Here is a 13,185-nt window from a genome sequence, read left to right as displayed (position 1 = left end):
CAAAAGACGGCCTAAGTGCCGTTTTTTTGCATTTCAGCAACCAATACACCGAGCATCACGCAAGTATTTTGGTCAGCTTTAAAACTATTCGCAACATATTCCGCCAGGGTTAGGCTTCGTTGCAACAAACGAAAACAATGCAAGCAAGCTTATAAATCTTTTTAGAATTATAATATAACCATAATACATATATAAGGGAAGAGATTGTTGGCACACAGCAAAACAGTCATCATAACGATGTAAGGAAATCGCTGAAGGTGTCACTAGTTCATTATGCAAATACGTTGAGCACAGATATTTTTTACTGCTACCAGGAGCCCACCGATGACACTATCTTCTTGTCCGCCCAACACATTCTGGTTAAGCGGGCAGCGCCATGCGGAACAGGATCACTTTTTTCGCCAGACGCTTGAAGCTCGTGGTTGGCAACCTGGTGATAAAAATGACTGGCAGGCTGCCTGGGTCACCGGCATGCCACCCAAGGCGGCCTTTCAGGCTACCTCACCCCAGCATAAAATGAACCATATTCCCGGCAATGCGGCGCTAACCATCAAAAGCCGCCTGCATGACAGCCTCAATCGGATGCACAAACGCATCCTCGCCCAGTACGGCGAAGACCACTCTTATACTCAGCGGCTGGCGTTTTTCCCACGCGCCTATGAAATGCCCCGCGACTACCCGGCTCTGGTAGAAGACGCGGCGGCCAACCCGCACAAGGGCTGGATTCTCAAGCCGACCAATGCGTCCAAGGGCCAGGGTGTCAGAGTCATCAAAGACCCCAGCGAGGCACCGCTGGCGCCGAACTGGCTGGTGCAGGAATATATCGGCAACCCCCACACCATCCGCGGCCACAAATATGTGCTGCGCCTGTATTTGCTGATCGCCGGTATCGAGCCGGTACGGATCTATCTCTATCGCCAGGGCTTTGCCAAGCTGGCCTCCGCCCCTTGGGACCCGGATGACAGTGATAACGTCTACAGCCAGTTGACCAACCCGGACATCAACGCCCTGAATGAAGACGCCGAGGTGCCGGTTGAGTTCATCGACCTGGACCGCTACCGCCAGTGGTTAAGAAAGCAGGGCCATGACGACGCGGCGCTGTTTGCGCAAATCCACGATCTGGCCACGCTGACCGCCCTGAGCGGCGTTGACGCCATGCGTGCGCGCAGCCGCGACGTTGGCGCCGACCCATTGGGCTGCTATGAGTTGATTGGTCTGGATTGCCTGGTGGATGATCAGCTCAAGCCCTGGATTCTGGAATGCAACCTGAGCCCCTCACTGGGCATCTGCGCTCGCCCGGAACACGGCGGAATAGTGGAAGAAGAAGTCAAGGCCAGCCTGGTCAGCGATATGATCAGCCTGACCGGGCTGGATCGCCCCGATCAGGCGCCTCGCCAGTTTGATGCGGCCGCGCTTACCGCCGAGCATCAGCGGGCAGGGAATTTCGCCACGCTTTACCCGAATGCAGCCATTGACTATACCCCTTTTGCCGGGCTGCCCAGCCTGGCCGATAGCCGGCTTACCCCTGAGCGCCCACTGGCGCTGCGCGCCCATCAGGTCAGCGAACTGTTCGATAACGACCAACTGGCCCTTTACCAGCATGACAGCGGCCGGTTTATCCAGCTCAACGATAGCGCAGCGCTGATCTGGCTGCTGCTCGGTGAAGGTCAGTCTGTCAGGGCTATTGTGGAACAGCTGCAGGCCATGAGCGACGCGCCACGTCAACAGATTGAACAGGACCTGTGGGCCACGCTGGAAACCTGGCACCAATATGGCTTGCTGGCACCCGCCGATAGCACCTCACCGCCAAAACAGCGCACGGGGCGCCGGCGCCTAGTATCAAGCCAGGCAATGACGCTTACCTTTGCCGGGCAACAGTGGCGGCTGAGCGCGCCGGAAGGGCCAGTGACGGATTGCCTGCAAGCCCATTTCCGGCCCCTGCTGGCAGGCCATGGCGCCTTGGATGCCGATAGGTTTTTATCCTTGGCCGTGCTGGAAAGTACCAACGGCTACTGCCTGACCGATGGCGTCAGGATTCTGCGCTCGCGCCTGCACCTGAATGAGATTTCCTCTGCGATTGAACACGCCCTGCTCAATCATGCGGCAGGAGAAAATACCTGCGTGATAGATCTGGTGCTGCTGAATAGCGGTCAGCAGCAGCTTGCCCTGCTGGCCCCCTTGAAGGACACCGATTGTCTGGCATCACTGAGTGAGGTTGCTGACCGACTGGGCGCCACCCTGACCCACGGCGCGCGCCTTGAATCATCCGCCACAGCGGCGCTGGCCCCATTAAATCTGCCGGTGGCAGACGCGTCTTTCGCCGTTGAAAACCATTGCCAGCCGATAGCCCTGCTGGCGCTGATGCCTGAAGCAGCCGCAGCAGAAAAAGGACCACTGACGGCGCTAAGCCTGTTGTTGCCCTATGCCTTTCAGGGCCAGGGCAGCACTCTGGATGAACAGACACTCAGTACCCTGCACACCTTTTGCCAGCAAGTGCCTTTACATCTCAGCCTCCGCGACCCGACCAGCCTGGAAAAAGCCTGCCGGGAAGCCTTGGCGACAACACCGACTTTCCCCACCACGCCAGCGTGGAAGGAAAAGACGCCCACGGGCGTTTAACCATGCCATGACGTCTTGTGGCACTGCACGACCCTGATCGACATCTGATTCGACTTATCGAGAGGAAAAGTTATGTCTAAAAAGACCATGTCTCAACAAGAAAGCAAACGTCGCCTGCTCAGCCGTCTTGGCCGCCAGTTCGCCTATACCGCTCCTGCCCTGGCACTGGCGGCCAGCGGTCTGGCCATGCAGGCGCATGCTGACGACACCCAAGGTGGCTACAGCCAGTTCGAGGATGCTCCTCATATGTTGGCCGAAGCCCATAGCGCCGAAGGCGGTGCGGAGGGCGAAGGTGAACATGACGAAGAAGATGAAGGCGAGGGAGAAGGCGAAGGCAGCGCAGAAGGCAGCCCGGAAGCAGGTTAACCCCCTCCTTTCATTACCTAAACCACACTGTGCCAGCCCTGGCGCTGGCACAGTGATTTAAGGACAGAGGTTGAACGTCATGACGGCAGCAAGATTACTCTCTTACACAGGCGCACTGGCCGAGGAAAACCGCCAGGCCCTCAATCAGCTGGCCGCGCTGCTTGAGCATATTTCGCCAGCAAGTTACCAGCACCTGCTTACGCCACAGGCCACCCAGTCGGTGGGCAAGCATGTACGACATATTCTTGAACATTATCAGACACTGCTTGATCACCTGAACGCCAGCATCTACCTGAATTACGATGGGCGCAAGCGAGACACCCGGCTTGAAACCTGCCCCCAGACAGCGTTGCAACGTCTGCACGCCATCGATAACGCCCTGACCAGCGTGGCCACACTGCCTGCTGATACGGCGCTGACGCTTGGCTACCCGCTTGACGCCAGTGAGACGCACACAACAGCCGCCCTGCCCAGCAGCCTGGGGCGCGAACTGGCCTTTCTGACCAGTCACAGCATTCATCATATGGCGCTGATCAGCCTGCTCTGCGCCGAGCAGGACATTGCCCTACCCGAACACTTTGGCGTTCACCCCTCAACGCTACGCCACTGGCAAGCTCAGCAAGCCTGATCTCCTCTTGTCTGGCTAGGTCACAGATAGAAATAATGCTAACGTTATAACCATAGCCAACTTTCTATCGGAGCCTTCCCATGCCTGCGCCCCCGCCTGTGCAGCCACAACGCAGAGAAAAACTCAACGTGGCCATTCTGGTGGTCAGTCAGATGCTGTTCATGGTCGCGACCATCACCGTTATGACGCTCAGCGGTGTGGTTGGCCAACAACTCAGCCCCAACCCGGCTTATGCGACCCTGCCGATTGCCATCATGATGATTGGCACAGTGACCTCCACCCTGCCCGCGTCACTGTTCATGAAACGCGTAGGTCGCCGTACGGGGTTTATCCTCGGGGCGGGCCTCGGTGGTGTTGGCGGCGGCCTGGTAAGCCTTGGCGGTATTGCAGCGGGGTCTTTCTGGCTATTCTGCGCCGGTAACCTCCTGATTGGCCTGTATCAGGGCTTTGCCATGTATTACCGCTTCGCAGCGGTTGACGTGGCAAGCCCCGGGTTTCGCAGCAAAGCCATTTCGCTGGTCATGGCGGGCGGCGTCGCGGCCGCTTTCCTCGGCCCCTGGAATGCCAGCGCTACTCTGGATTGGGTGCCGGACGTTCCCTCTGGCGGCCCCTATCTGATCATTGCACTGCTGGCGCTGTTAGCCATCGGCCTGCTCAGCCAGCTCAAGGTGCCCGCCAGCGGCGAACCTCAACCCGGTGAAGCCACTCGCCCCATGGCCCGCATTGCCCGCCAGCCACGCTTCAGGGTCGCCGTGATTGCCGGAGCAATTGGCTACGGAGTGATGGTGCTGGTCATGACCGCCACACCGCTGGCTATGCGCGGCCAGGGGTTCGAGATGTCTCAGGTGGCCTTCATCATGCAATGGCATGTGCTGGGCATGTATGCGCCGTCGTTTTTTACCGGCAGCCTGATTAGCCGCTTTGGCGTTGAACGCATTCTGACCGCCGGGGTGGTGATTCTGCTGGGCACCGTGCTGTTCAGCAATCTTGGCACCTCCATGGCGCATTTCTGGGTCGCCCTGGTGCTGCTGGGCATCGGCTGGAACTTTCTGTTTATCGGTGGCAGCGCCCTGCTGGCCGCGACCCACAGCGAAGCAGAGCGCGGCAAGGTACAGGGCGTCAATGATCTGATCATCTTCTCCCTGGTGGCGGTTGGCTCGCTGATGTCCGGCCAACTCTTGCACCACCTCGGCTGGGAAACCCTCAACCTTGCCATGCTGTTGCCCATTCTGATCATCGCCATCGCGCTGGTCGGGTGGCAGCAAAGCAACCGTCAGGAAGCCGGCGCCAGCACCTGAAAAAGTCTGAAAAAATTAGCCGCAAGGAGGGTCAAGATGACGCTAAACCCCATAATGGAACTGATCCAACGCCTCACCCGTAACCTGCTGGTGGCCATTCCAGTCACCATGCTGCTGGGCCTGGTAGCAGGCGCCCTGCTGCCGGTGAGCGGGCTGAGTGTTCTGGTGATTCCGCTGACGCTGTTGATGATCTATCCCATGATGGTCAACCTGCGTCTGAATGAACTGTTCAGCGGTGGCGACCTGCGCGCCCAGGGGCTTGCCCAGCTGCTCAACTTTGCGGTCATCCCTTTTATTGCCTTTGGCATCGGGCTGTGGTGGTTTGCCGACCAGCCCTATCTGGCGCTTGGCCTGCTGCTTTCCGCCTTGCTGCCCACCAGCGGGATGACCATTTCCTGGACGGGCTTTGCCAAGGGCAACCTGCCTGCCGCGGTGAAGATGACCGTGATTGGCCTCTTGCTGGGTTCGCTGGCAACGCCTTTTTACGTGCAGTGGTTGATGGGCGCCAATATCCCGGTGGATCTGGTGGCGGTCTTCCGGCAGATCCTGCTGGTGATCGGACTGCCGCTGGTGGCCGGTCAGCTGACCCGCAAATGGCTGGTCAAGCGCCATGGCCCACGCTATTACCGCCAGCATATCGGCCCGAAGTTTCCGCCTTTTGCGACGCTGGGGGTACTGGGGATCGTATTGGTTGCCATGGCGCTGAAAGCTGATGATCTGCTGAGCCAGCCCATACTACTGCTGGATATCCTCGTACCGCTGGCGCTGCTGTATGCCATCAACTATGCATTGAGCACCTGGGTGGCGCGCACCTGGCTTTCCCGTGGCGATGGGATTGCTCTGGTTTACGGCACCGTGATGCGCAACCTGTCGATTGCCCTGGCGCTGGCCATGAACGCCTTCGGCGAGGCCGGTGCCGATGCGGCCCTGCTGATCGCTCTGGCCTACATCATCCAGGTGCAATCTGCCGCCTGGTACGTCAAGTTCACCCCGCGCCTGTTCGGCCCGGCGGAGTAACTCCATGATTATTATTTGCTATCGGCGCAACCACATAAAGGGCGTTCCACCATCATAAAGTCGTCATCAAGCTGTCATGGGATATTTGTAGGTTGGGATCGTATTGAAGACATTACGACCCGACCTGCCAACGACCAATGGAGTCAACTTGATGAAAAAGCCGATCTTCAACCGTACCCTGCTTGCTTTGGCCCTGGGTGGCTCTCTTGCCGCCAATACCGCTATGGCAAACCCTGCTGATAGCTGCCCATCTCCCATGACCATGGCCGATACCGGCATTGAAGGCATGGGTTCACTGGAAGATGCCTTTGCACCCTTTGCCGCGTCCTTTGAAGAAATGACCGGCGTCGAGCTTGAACTTTATTCATTGGCCAACCGCACTGCCGCCGGCACCGCCTTGCAGTTTGATGAAGTGGACATGGTATTTGGCGGACCGTCTGAATTCGTGCTGTTTGAAACCCTCGCTGACCTGGACGTGCTTTTTTCTGTCGTGCGCCCCAACTATGGTTCCAGCTTTGTGGTCAAGGCTGACAGCGGTATCGAAAGCCTCAGCGAGCTCGCCGACAAGCGCGTCGCACTGAAGGATGTCGGTTCCACCTCCGGTCACATCTTCCCGATGAAGCTGCTCTCCGAAGCGGGGCTCAACCCGGATGAAATGGATATTGTCATGGCCGGCGACGCGCGCATCCAGGTGCTGATCAACGATGACGTCGCGGCCATGGGGGGCGGCAACAAGGATTGGGATGCGGTTCGCCAACAGGACCCGGATACCGAATATCGCCTGCTCGCCCAGACCGACACCCTGCCCGGTGACCCGGTGATCATGCGCGCTTCCCTGCCACAGGAATGCCGCGATGCCCTGCGCGCCACCCTGGCGGAAAACAGCGATGAAGTCTGGGATTCACTGACCTCCACCGAACGCAACGCCGACAAGTTTATTGAACGCGATGCTTATCTGTCCTTCGAGACTGACCCGGCCATCTACCAGCAGGTACGTGAAGCCTACGAAGTTGCCGGTATTCCGCTCGACGAGTGATTTTCAGGGTCAGGCAAGCACCATGACCTGACCGTGCATCATCTCAAGCTACTCCGCTCACCGGAGTAGCTTTTTACCGTTTTCAGCTTAAGGAAAAACCATGCGTGATAGCTCACCCTCGCCATCAGCGCATCCCGTCAGCGTTCAATCCGTGCACCTGCGCTATGGCAAGGTAGACGTACTGCGTGGCGTCTCGCTTGATATCCATGCAGCGGAAGGGGTTGTCCTGCTCGGCGCCAATGGTTCAGGAAAATCCACCTTGATGCGCACCCTGAACCGCCTGGCACGCCCTCATGCCGGTGAGATACAGATTCACGGTGAGTCCGTTACCCAGGCGCGAAGCTCGGAGTTGCGCAAGATTCGCCGGCGTATGGGCTATGTTTTCCAGCAGTTCAATCTGGTCAATCAACTCAGCGTGTTCCAGAACGTTCTGATGGGTAAGTTGGGGGCTCACCGCTTCGGCTTGCTTAACTGCATTGCGGCGACGGCCTCACACGCTGATCGCGAATACGCCATGGCGTGCCTCGAGCGGGTGGGCATGGCCGAACGTGCGGCGCAAAGACCGACAGAGCTGTCAGGGGGGCAGCAGCAGCGAGTCGCGATTGCCAGAATGCTGATGCAGGCACCTTCACTGGTGATTGCGGATGAACCGATTGCCAGCCTGGACCCACGCGGTGGCCGCGAAGTGCTTGATCTATTGTGGGACATTGTCCGCGAAAACAACCTGGCCATGCTGTGTACCCTGCACCAGCTGGACCTGGCACGTCATTACGCTGACCGGATTGTGGGCATCAAGAACGGCGTGACCGCTCTGGATGCCAGCGCTTCACAAATCAACGACAGCGACCTGAGTAACCTCTACGACGGGGCAAATACTCCCACGATCTCACCGGAACTGCAGCCAACATGATCACTGAAAACAAGCATATGCCGCGGCGCTTGCGTAAACCCTCACCGCTGGCCTGGGTGCTCGGCCTTGGGTTTCTTGCCTTTTTCATTCAGGGCCTGATTGCCGCCGACATCACGGTTGACCGCCTGGTCCGCGGCGCAAGCAACATTGTCCGCTTTCTCGGTCAGGCGCTGCCGCCCGATTTCAGCCGCACCGGCAGCATTGGCTGGTCCATGCTGGAAACCCTCAATATCGCTGTTGTCGGGGTGACGGTGGGCTGCATCCTGTCGGTGCCCCTGGCCCTGCTGGCCGCCCGTAATACCTCGCCAAGCCGCCTGATCCACGTTAGCGCACGGTTCATCATTTCGGTGTCACGCACCATACCGGATCTGATCTGGGCGCTGATTTTCGTGGTTACCGTTGGCCTGGGCCCCCTGGCCGGTATCCTGGCCATCATCATGGATACCATCGGCTTTGCGGCGCGGTTTTTTTCCGAGCGCTTTGAAGAAGTCAGCGATGGCCCCTCCAATGCGTTAACCGCCACCGGCGCGGGCAGGCTATCGGTAATCTTTGGGGCGATTATTCCGGAAAGCTTTGCCTCAATGACGGCGGTTTCGCTGTTCAGCGTGGAAAAAGCCATTCGTTCCGCCGTCACCCTTGGGCTGGTGGGCGCCGGCGGTATCGGGGTTGAGCTGTCAACCGCCATGCGCCTGTTCCGCTATGACGAGGCAGCCGCCATCATCCTGATTATCCTGGTGGCCGTGATTGGTTTTGAACAGATTTCATCGGCCATCCGGCGGCGCATCATCGGTGATCAGAGTGCCGTGGGGTGAATGATGTAAGGTATGGCTGATTGCCTGCACCAAGTCTCCTGTTAGCTTTCGGCGGCGCTTTGCCGCCTTTACCACAACAGGAGACATCAGATGTCTTTTTGCATACGCCACGCTTTCATCACGCCACGCCTGTTAGCCCCGCTGTTGCTTGGTGCGGGCCTGGCATTATCCTCTCATGCCATGGCCGATAACTGGCCCGATAAGGGCTGGGAAGTGATACCCACCGAACAGGGCTATACCGCCTTGCTGGAATCCTTGCAAAACGCCATCAGTGAGGCGGACATGTTCGTAGTGACCGAGGCGGGCCCGACGGAAGCCGCCGCCCAGCGCGGTATTGAGATTCCCGGCAATCGGGTAGTGGGTGTTTTTCGCAATGATTTTGCGGTGCGCATCCTGCGCCAAAGCGTTCCGGCCATGATCGAAGCGCCGCTGCGTTTTTACGTCACCGAAAATGAAGATGGCAGCGCCACTCTGGCATGGAAGGTACCCAGCGCGGTTTTTTCGCCTTATAGCGAAGGTAAGGACGACGAGCTTGCCCGGATTGCCGCTGAACTTGACGCCCTATTTGCAGACATTGGCGCAGACACCACGGCGCCATAGCCACCAATAAAGGCCGCCTCTCCAACAACGGTGATGCGGCCTTATCGATAAAAAGCGGCATTAATTTTCTTCGCTGTAGCGAGCTTGGGCATCCACCACAAAAGCAGACAGAGACGCGATTTCGTCAGAATCCCAGGCTAATGGCTCTGCCGCCATCGGCGCTACCATGCAGATCTGTACCATTTCATCGGCGTAAACAGTCTCCATGCCAAACGGCTGCACCCCCATGTTAACGCTATGCGGAAACGCCTGATCAAAGGTTCCCTGATAACCCGATTGCCCATCGCTACCGTGGCAGGTGGCACAGGAAAGCTTATAGCTACTCAGTGAAGACGCCAGCGGATTCCTTACACCTACCCCTGCTTTTTACGTGCTGGATGCCGGTTTGTCATTTATGTAACAGTTGTTCCATACTCAAGCCATCATGCGCTGACAATACACCTGTAAATTATCTATGCAGCCCCCAACCCCTGAAGTACCCTTTCACTATTGACACACATCGCCCTTTCTAGGGCCTTCCATGCGGCAAGTCAGACAGGGAGTTAAATCACGATGACTGAGGTCACAGCATCACCGATGGATCACCTTGCCGCGATGCGGCCCAGGCTTTTAAGCTTTGCCCGGCTGCAACTGCGCGACGCCGCTGCCGCTGAAGATGTGGTGCAGGATACCTATGTCGTGGCGTTCGAAAAGCATGCCAGTTTCGAGGGCCGCTCAGCCTTTGAAACCTGGGTGTTCGGTATCCTCAAAAACAAGATGCTTGAACGCATGCGCCAGCAGAAGCGTTTTGCCAACTGGCAGTTTGATGACAGTATGACCCAGGATGACGCCCTCGATGCGCTGTTTCAGGAAGCTCCTTTCGAGGCCAGTGGCCGTTGGCAGGCGGCGTCGCGCCCTCAGCCCTGGGGTGAGCCGGATAGGGTGTTGGAGAACCGCCAGTTCTGGCAAGCCCTCGACGCCTGCATGATTGCCCTGCCGGAAAATATTGCCCGCGTGTTCACGCTGCGCGAATTTATGGGCCTTTCCACACAGGCGATCTGTAAGGAAATCGGCGTCACGGAAACCAATTGCTGGGTCATCCTGCATCGTGCGCGCCTGAAACTGCGTCAATGTATTGAAAAAGGCTGGCTTGCCCATTAACTGTCGGTGGATCACCCAAGGGGGCCGATCATGATCATGTGCCGCGAAGCGACCAAGCTGATGTCGCTGAAACTCGACCGCCCACTAACGCGCCGGGAACAGCTGCAATTGCGTCTGCATACCCTGATGTGCAGCGCCTGCCGACGCTGTGAATCGCAGTTTGAGCTACTTCACAGTTTGGGCGATATACTGCCGGATACCGACGGCACCTCATCACGGAGCTAACCATGCCTGCCTCAAGCACGTCAGTGTCTTCCGCGCTACGCTGGTTACTGCTGCCCTGGCTGGCGGTAGCCATCACTCCCGCCATCGGCAGCGAGGATCAGCGCTTTTCTGCCTACCATATGGAAAACTGGCCGACCCGAAGTTTTGAAGGCGAAACGGATTATCAGGTCATCGAGAAAGACGGGCGGGCAGTCCTGCAGGCCAGCGCCAACGGCCAGGCCTCGGCGCTGTACCTGGAGCGCGAGATTGATCTTGAAAAGACGCCTTACCTGAAATGGTGCTGGCAGGTCGATTCGCTCTACCCTGGCCTGGATGAGACCACCAAGGCGGGCGATGACTACCCCGCTCGAGTCTACGTGGCGCGCAAGACAGGCCTGTTACCCTGGCAGGTTGAATCCGTGAATTACGTCTGGTCATCCAACCAACCGGCAGGCAGCGCCTGGCCCAATGCCTTTACCGACCGCGCCCAGCTTCTGGCCCTGCAGAGCGGTGAACAGAAACAGGGCCAATGGGTAGCCGAGGTGCGCGATGTACAGGCCGACTATCAGCAGCTGTTTGGTGAACGCCCGGCAAGCATTGATGGCGTTGCGCTGATGACCGATGGCGATAACGCCGGTGGCGATGCCACCGCCCGATACAGCACCCTGATCTTCTCCGCCGACTCAAACCCGCCAGATTGCCCTACTCTTTAGACTGCTCGCCCTTTTACCTTAGTTCCACACGCATGCTGCCCAGCAGGTTAAATGCTATGTTAGTCACTTAACCTGCTAAATAAGTAGTTATGGGAGCATTGCCATGTCACGCCGAAGGCTGAGGCTTCACTTTCCCGCCCTTGCCACCGGGCTGCGTTCTGCCTGGCAGGCGGGCTATGGGCTCGCCGATTTGCGTCAGGACATCATGGCCGGGCTGACCGTTGGCACGGTGGCGGTGCCGTTATCCATGGCGCTGGCAATTGCCACCGGGGTGCCGCCTCAGCATGGCCTGTATACCGCCATTGTTGCCGGGGCGATTATCGCCCTCACCGGTGGCGCCCGCTTCAACGTCTCCGGCCCCACCGCTGCCTTTGTGGTCATCCTGTTTCCTATCGTTCAGCAGTTTGGCCTGGGCGGCCTGCTGATTGCCTCGATGATGGCGGGCGTTATCCTTATTGTGCTGGGCCTCACCCACATGGGGCGGCTGATCCAGTTTGTGCCCTACCCTGTCGTGCTGGGGTTTACCGCCGGTATTGCCGTGGTGATTGCAGTGTTGCAGATTCCTGACTTTCTGGGGCTGCAGACGGGTGAATTGGGTGAACACTTTATCGCTAACCTGTCGATCATCGCTCAATCCCTGTCAAGTATTGACCCGTGGGAGTTGGGCGTGGGCGTCTTCGCGTTGGCCGTCATGCTCTACTGGCCACGGCTTGATCTGCCGATTCCCGCCCCGATGATTGGCCTGGTGGTCGGCGCCCTGGCGGCCTATGGCCTGAACCTGTGGCTGGGCGGCGGCAGCATAGACACCATTGCCTCGCGTTTTAGCTGGGAAATCAACGGCAACACCGGCAGCGGTATTCCGCCGGTAGCGCCGGTGCTGATGGCCCCTTGGCATCTGCCAGGGCCGGATGGCGTGCCTCTGGAGGTCAATTTCGAGCTGATTCGCGCCTTGATTGGCCCTGCCTTTGCGATTGCCATGTTGGGGGCAATCGAGTCATTACTGTGTGCCGTCGTCGCCGACGGCCTGACCAAGACCCGCCACGACCCGGATGCTGAACTGGTTGGCCAGGGGCTGGGTAACCTTGTCGCGCCGCTGTTTGGGGGTATCACCGCCACCGCCGCCATTGCCCGCACCGCCACCAACATCCGCAGCGGCGCCCGCTCACCGTTGGCGGCGGTAGTGCATGCGCTGGTGGTATTGCTCGCCGTGATTGCCTTGGCCGGCGTGCTGGGGCTGGTACCCATGGCCGCACTTGCCGCGCTGTTGTTCATCATCGCCTGGAACATGAGCGAAGCGCGCCATTTCGTGCGTACCATGCGTTCTGCCCCTTTTGATGACGTGGCCATTCTGGTGACCTGCTTCGGGCTGACCGTTATCTTCGATATGGTATTAGCGGTGGGCGTCGGGATTGCCCTGGCAGCGGCGCTGTTTATCCGCCGAATGGCGCTGCTGACCCAAAGTGACCGGGTCGATACTCGCCGGGATATCAGCCTGGCGACCCTGCCTGACGGGGTGGCGGTGTACAACATTGATGGCCCGCTGTTTTTTGGTGCCGCTGAAAAGGCGCTTGCGTCATTGCGCGTGGCAGACCCGACGATTAAAACGCTGATTCTCGATATGCACGACGTGCCCAGCATGGATGTTACCGGCATCATGGCGCTGGAAATGCTGCTGGATGATATGGCGCGGGATAACGTCGGGGTGATTCTGGTCGGCCTGAAGGCACGTATGATACTCAAGCTGCGCCGCGCGGGTATTCATAAAGTGCCCGGCCAACGCCTGTATTGCCAGCACATGGCCCAGGCCATCAAGGTCGCCAGGCGCTGGCAGGGCTGATGATG

The 13,185-nt window shown here is 58.5% G+C and carries 14 protein-coding genes; 13 read left to right on the top strand and 1 reads right to left on the bottom strand.

The features are described 5' to 3' along the window. Positions 1 to 324: 324 nt before the first annotated feature. From LL947_RS02395 to LL947_RS02355, 9 genes are all read left to right on the top strand, one after another. Positions 325 to 2,619, top strand: coding sequence for a PqqD family peptide modification chaperone (locus LL947_RS02395; protein ID WP_499833832.1), 2,295 nt, complete (start codon positions 325 to 327; stop codon positions 2,617 to 2,619). Positions 2,620 to 2,691: 72 nt separating this feature from the next. Beyond that, entirely contained in the window at positions 2,692 to 2,985 is a 294-nt protein-coding gene (locus tag LL947_RS02390) for a hypothetical protein (RefSeq protein WP_499833831.1), read from the top strand. Between the two features lie 79 nt (positions 2,986 to 3,064). After that, on the top strand, positions 3,065 to 3,613 hold the full coding sequence (locus tag LL947_RS02385) for a DinB family protein (RefSeq protein WP_499833830.1): 549 nt from the start codon (positions 3,065 to 3,067) through the stop codon (positions 3,611 to 3,613). A gap of 80 nt (positions 3,614 to 3,693) precedes the next feature. Beyond that, complete coding sequence (locus LL947_RS02380) at positions 3,694 to 4,911, top strand: MFS transporter (protein ID WP_499833829.1); 1,218 nt, start codon at positions 3,694 to 3,696, stop codon at positions 4,909 to 4,911. A gap of 36 nt (positions 4,912 to 4,947) precedes the next feature. Beyond that, a complete protein-coding gene (locus LL947_RS02375; RefSeq protein WP_499833828.1) occupies positions 4,948 to 5,928 on the top strand; it encodes an arsenic resistance protein in 981 nt (326 codons plus the stop codon). A gap of 151 nt (positions 5,929 to 6,079) precedes the next feature. Beyond that, positions 6,080 to 6,964, top strand: a complete 885-nt coding sequence (locus LL947_RS02370) for a phosphate/phosphite/phosphonate ABC transporter substrate-binding protein (protein WP_404415967.1) — start codon at positions 6,080 to 6,082, stop codon at positions 6,962 to 6,964. A 100-nt stretch (positions 6,965 to 7,064) separates the two neighbouring features. After that, positions 7,065 to 7,874: a phosphonate ABC transporter ATP-binding protein gene (gene phnC, locus LL947_RS02365; RefSeq protein WP_499833827.1), complete on the top strand. Its 810-nt coding sequence runs from the start codon at positions 7,065 to 7,067 to the stop codon at positions 7,872 to 7,874. Then, positions 7,871 to 8,686: a phosphonate ABC transporter, permease protein PhnE gene (gene phnE, locus LL947_RS02360; protein ID WP_499833826.1), complete on the top strand. Its 816-nt coding sequence runs from the start codon at positions 7,871 to 7,873 to the stop codon at positions 8,684 to 8,686. The genes phnC and phnE overlap by 4 nt, the downstream gene beginning before the upstream one ends. A gap of 90 nt (positions 8,687 to 8,776) precedes the next feature. After that, on the top strand, positions 8,777 to 9,286 hold the full coding sequence (locus tag LL947_RS02355; protein ID WP_499833825.1) for a DUF302 domain-containing protein: 510 nt from the start codon (positions 8,777 to 8,779) through the stop codon (positions 9,284 to 9,286). 60 nt (positions 9,287 to 9,346) lie between these two features. On the opposite strand, the gene LL947_RS02350 is transcribed toward LL947_RS02355, so the two are convergent. Next, positions 9,347 to 9,493 (bottom strand): hypothetical protein, encoded by a 147-nt coding sequence (locus LL947_RS02350; protein WP_499833824.1) that lies wholly within the window; start codon positions 9,491 to 9,493, stop codon positions 9,347 to 9,349. 345 nt (positions 9,494 to 9,838) lie between these two features. Here LL947_RS02350 and LL947_RS02345 point away from each other — a divergent pair, with 345 nt between their 5' ends. From LL947_RS02345 to dauA, 4 genes are all read left to right on the top strand, one after another. After that, the gene (locus LL947_RS02345) at positions 9,839 to 10,426 is read left to right on the top strand and encodes a sigma-70 family RNA polymerase sigma factor (RefSeq protein WP_499833823.1); all 588 of its coding nucleotides are present in this window, start codon (positions 9,839 to 9,841) and stop codon (positions 10,424 to 10,426) included. Between the two features lie 30 nt (positions 10,427 to 10,456). Next, on the top strand, positions 10,457 to 10,651 hold the full coding sequence (locus LL947_RS02340; protein ID WP_499833822.1) for a zf-HC2 domain-containing protein: 195 nt from the start codon (positions 10,457 to 10,459) through the stop codon (positions 10,649 to 10,651). A 2-nt stretch (positions 10,652 to 10,653) separates the two neighbouring features. Continuing rightward, complete coding sequence (locus LL947_RS02335; protein WP_499833821.1) at positions 10,654 to 11,343, top strand: DUF3047 domain-containing protein; 690 nt, start codon at positions 10,654 to 10,656, stop codon at positions 11,341 to 11,343. Between the two features lie 103 nt (positions 11,344 to 11,446). Next, positions 11,447 to 13,180 (top strand): C4-dicarboxylic acid transporter DauA, encoded by a 1,734-nt coding sequence (gene dauA, locus LL947_RS02330; RefSeq protein ID WP_499833820.1) that lies wholly within the window; start codon positions 11,447 to 11,449, stop codon positions 13,178 to 13,180. Positions 13,181 to 13,185: the final 5 nt, after the last annotated feature.

It is taken from the genome of Halomonas sp. BLK-85 (genome assembly GCF_044792155.1).
Lineage (GTDB): Bacteria > Pseudomonadota > Gammaproteobacteria > Pseudomonadales > Halomonadaceae > Vreelandella.
Note: the sequence above shows the minus strand (reverse complement) of the source record. Positions and strands in the feature narration are given on the sequence as shown.

Excerpts from the sequence above, each read along its gene's own strand:
- LL947_RS02370 (WP_404415967.1), top strand. The coding sequence starts at position 6,080 with ATGAAAAAGCCGATCTTCAACCGTACCCTGCTTGCTTTGGCCCTGGGT.
- LL947_RS02385 (WP_499833830.1), top strand. The coding sequence starts at position 3,065 with ATGACGGCAGCAAGATTACTCTCTTACACAGGCGCACTGGCCGAGGAA.
- phnE (WP_499833826.1), top strand. The coding sequence starts at position 7,871 with ATGATCACTGAAAACAAGCATATGCCGCGGCGCTTGCGTAAACCCTCA.
- LL947_RS02345 (WP_499833823.1), top strand. The coding sequence starts at position 9,839 with ATGACTGAGGTCACAGCATCACCGATGGATCACCTTGCCGCGATGCGG.
- LL947_RS02390 (WP_499833831.1), top strand. The coding sequence starts at position 2,692 with ATGTCTAAAAAGACCATGTCTCAACAAGAAAGCAAACGTCGCCTGCTC.
- LL947_RS02335 (WP_499833821.1), top strand. The coding sequence starts at position 10,654 with ATGCCTGCCTCAAGCACGTCAGTGTCTTCCGCGCTACGCTGGTTACTG.
- LL947_RS02395 (WP_499833832.1), top strand. The coding sequence starts at position 325 with ATGACACTATCTTCTTGTCCGCCCAACACATTCTGGTTAAGCGGGCAG.
- LL947_RS02340 (WP_499833822.1), top strand. The coding sequence starts at position 10,457 with ATGATCATGTGCCGCGAAGCGACCAAGCTGATGTCGCTGAAACTCGAC.
- dauA (WP_499833820.1), top strand. The coding sequence starts at position 11,447 with ATGTCACGCCGAAGGCTGAGGCTTCACTTTCCCGCCCTTGCCACCGGG.
- LL947_RS02375 (WP_499833828.1), top strand. The coding sequence starts at position 4,948 with ATGACGCTAAACCCCATAATGGAACTGATCCAACGCCTCACCCGTAAC.
- phnC (WP_499833827.1), top strand. The coding sequence starts at position 7,065 with ATGCGTGATAGCTCACCCTCGCCATCAGCGCATCCCGTCAGCGTTCAA.
- LL947_RS02350 (WP_499833824.1), bottom strand. The coding sequence starts at position 9,493 with ATGGAGACTGTTTACGCCGATGAAATGGTACAGATCTGCATGGTAGCG.
- LL947_RS02355 (WP_499833825.1), top strand. The coding sequence starts at position 8,777 with ATGTCTTTTTGCATACGCCACGCTTTCATCACGCCACGCCTGTTAGCC.
- LL947_RS02380 (WP_499833829.1), top strand. The coding sequence starts at position 3,694 with ATGCCTGCGCCCCCGCCTGTGCAGCCACAACGCAGAGAAAAACTCAAC.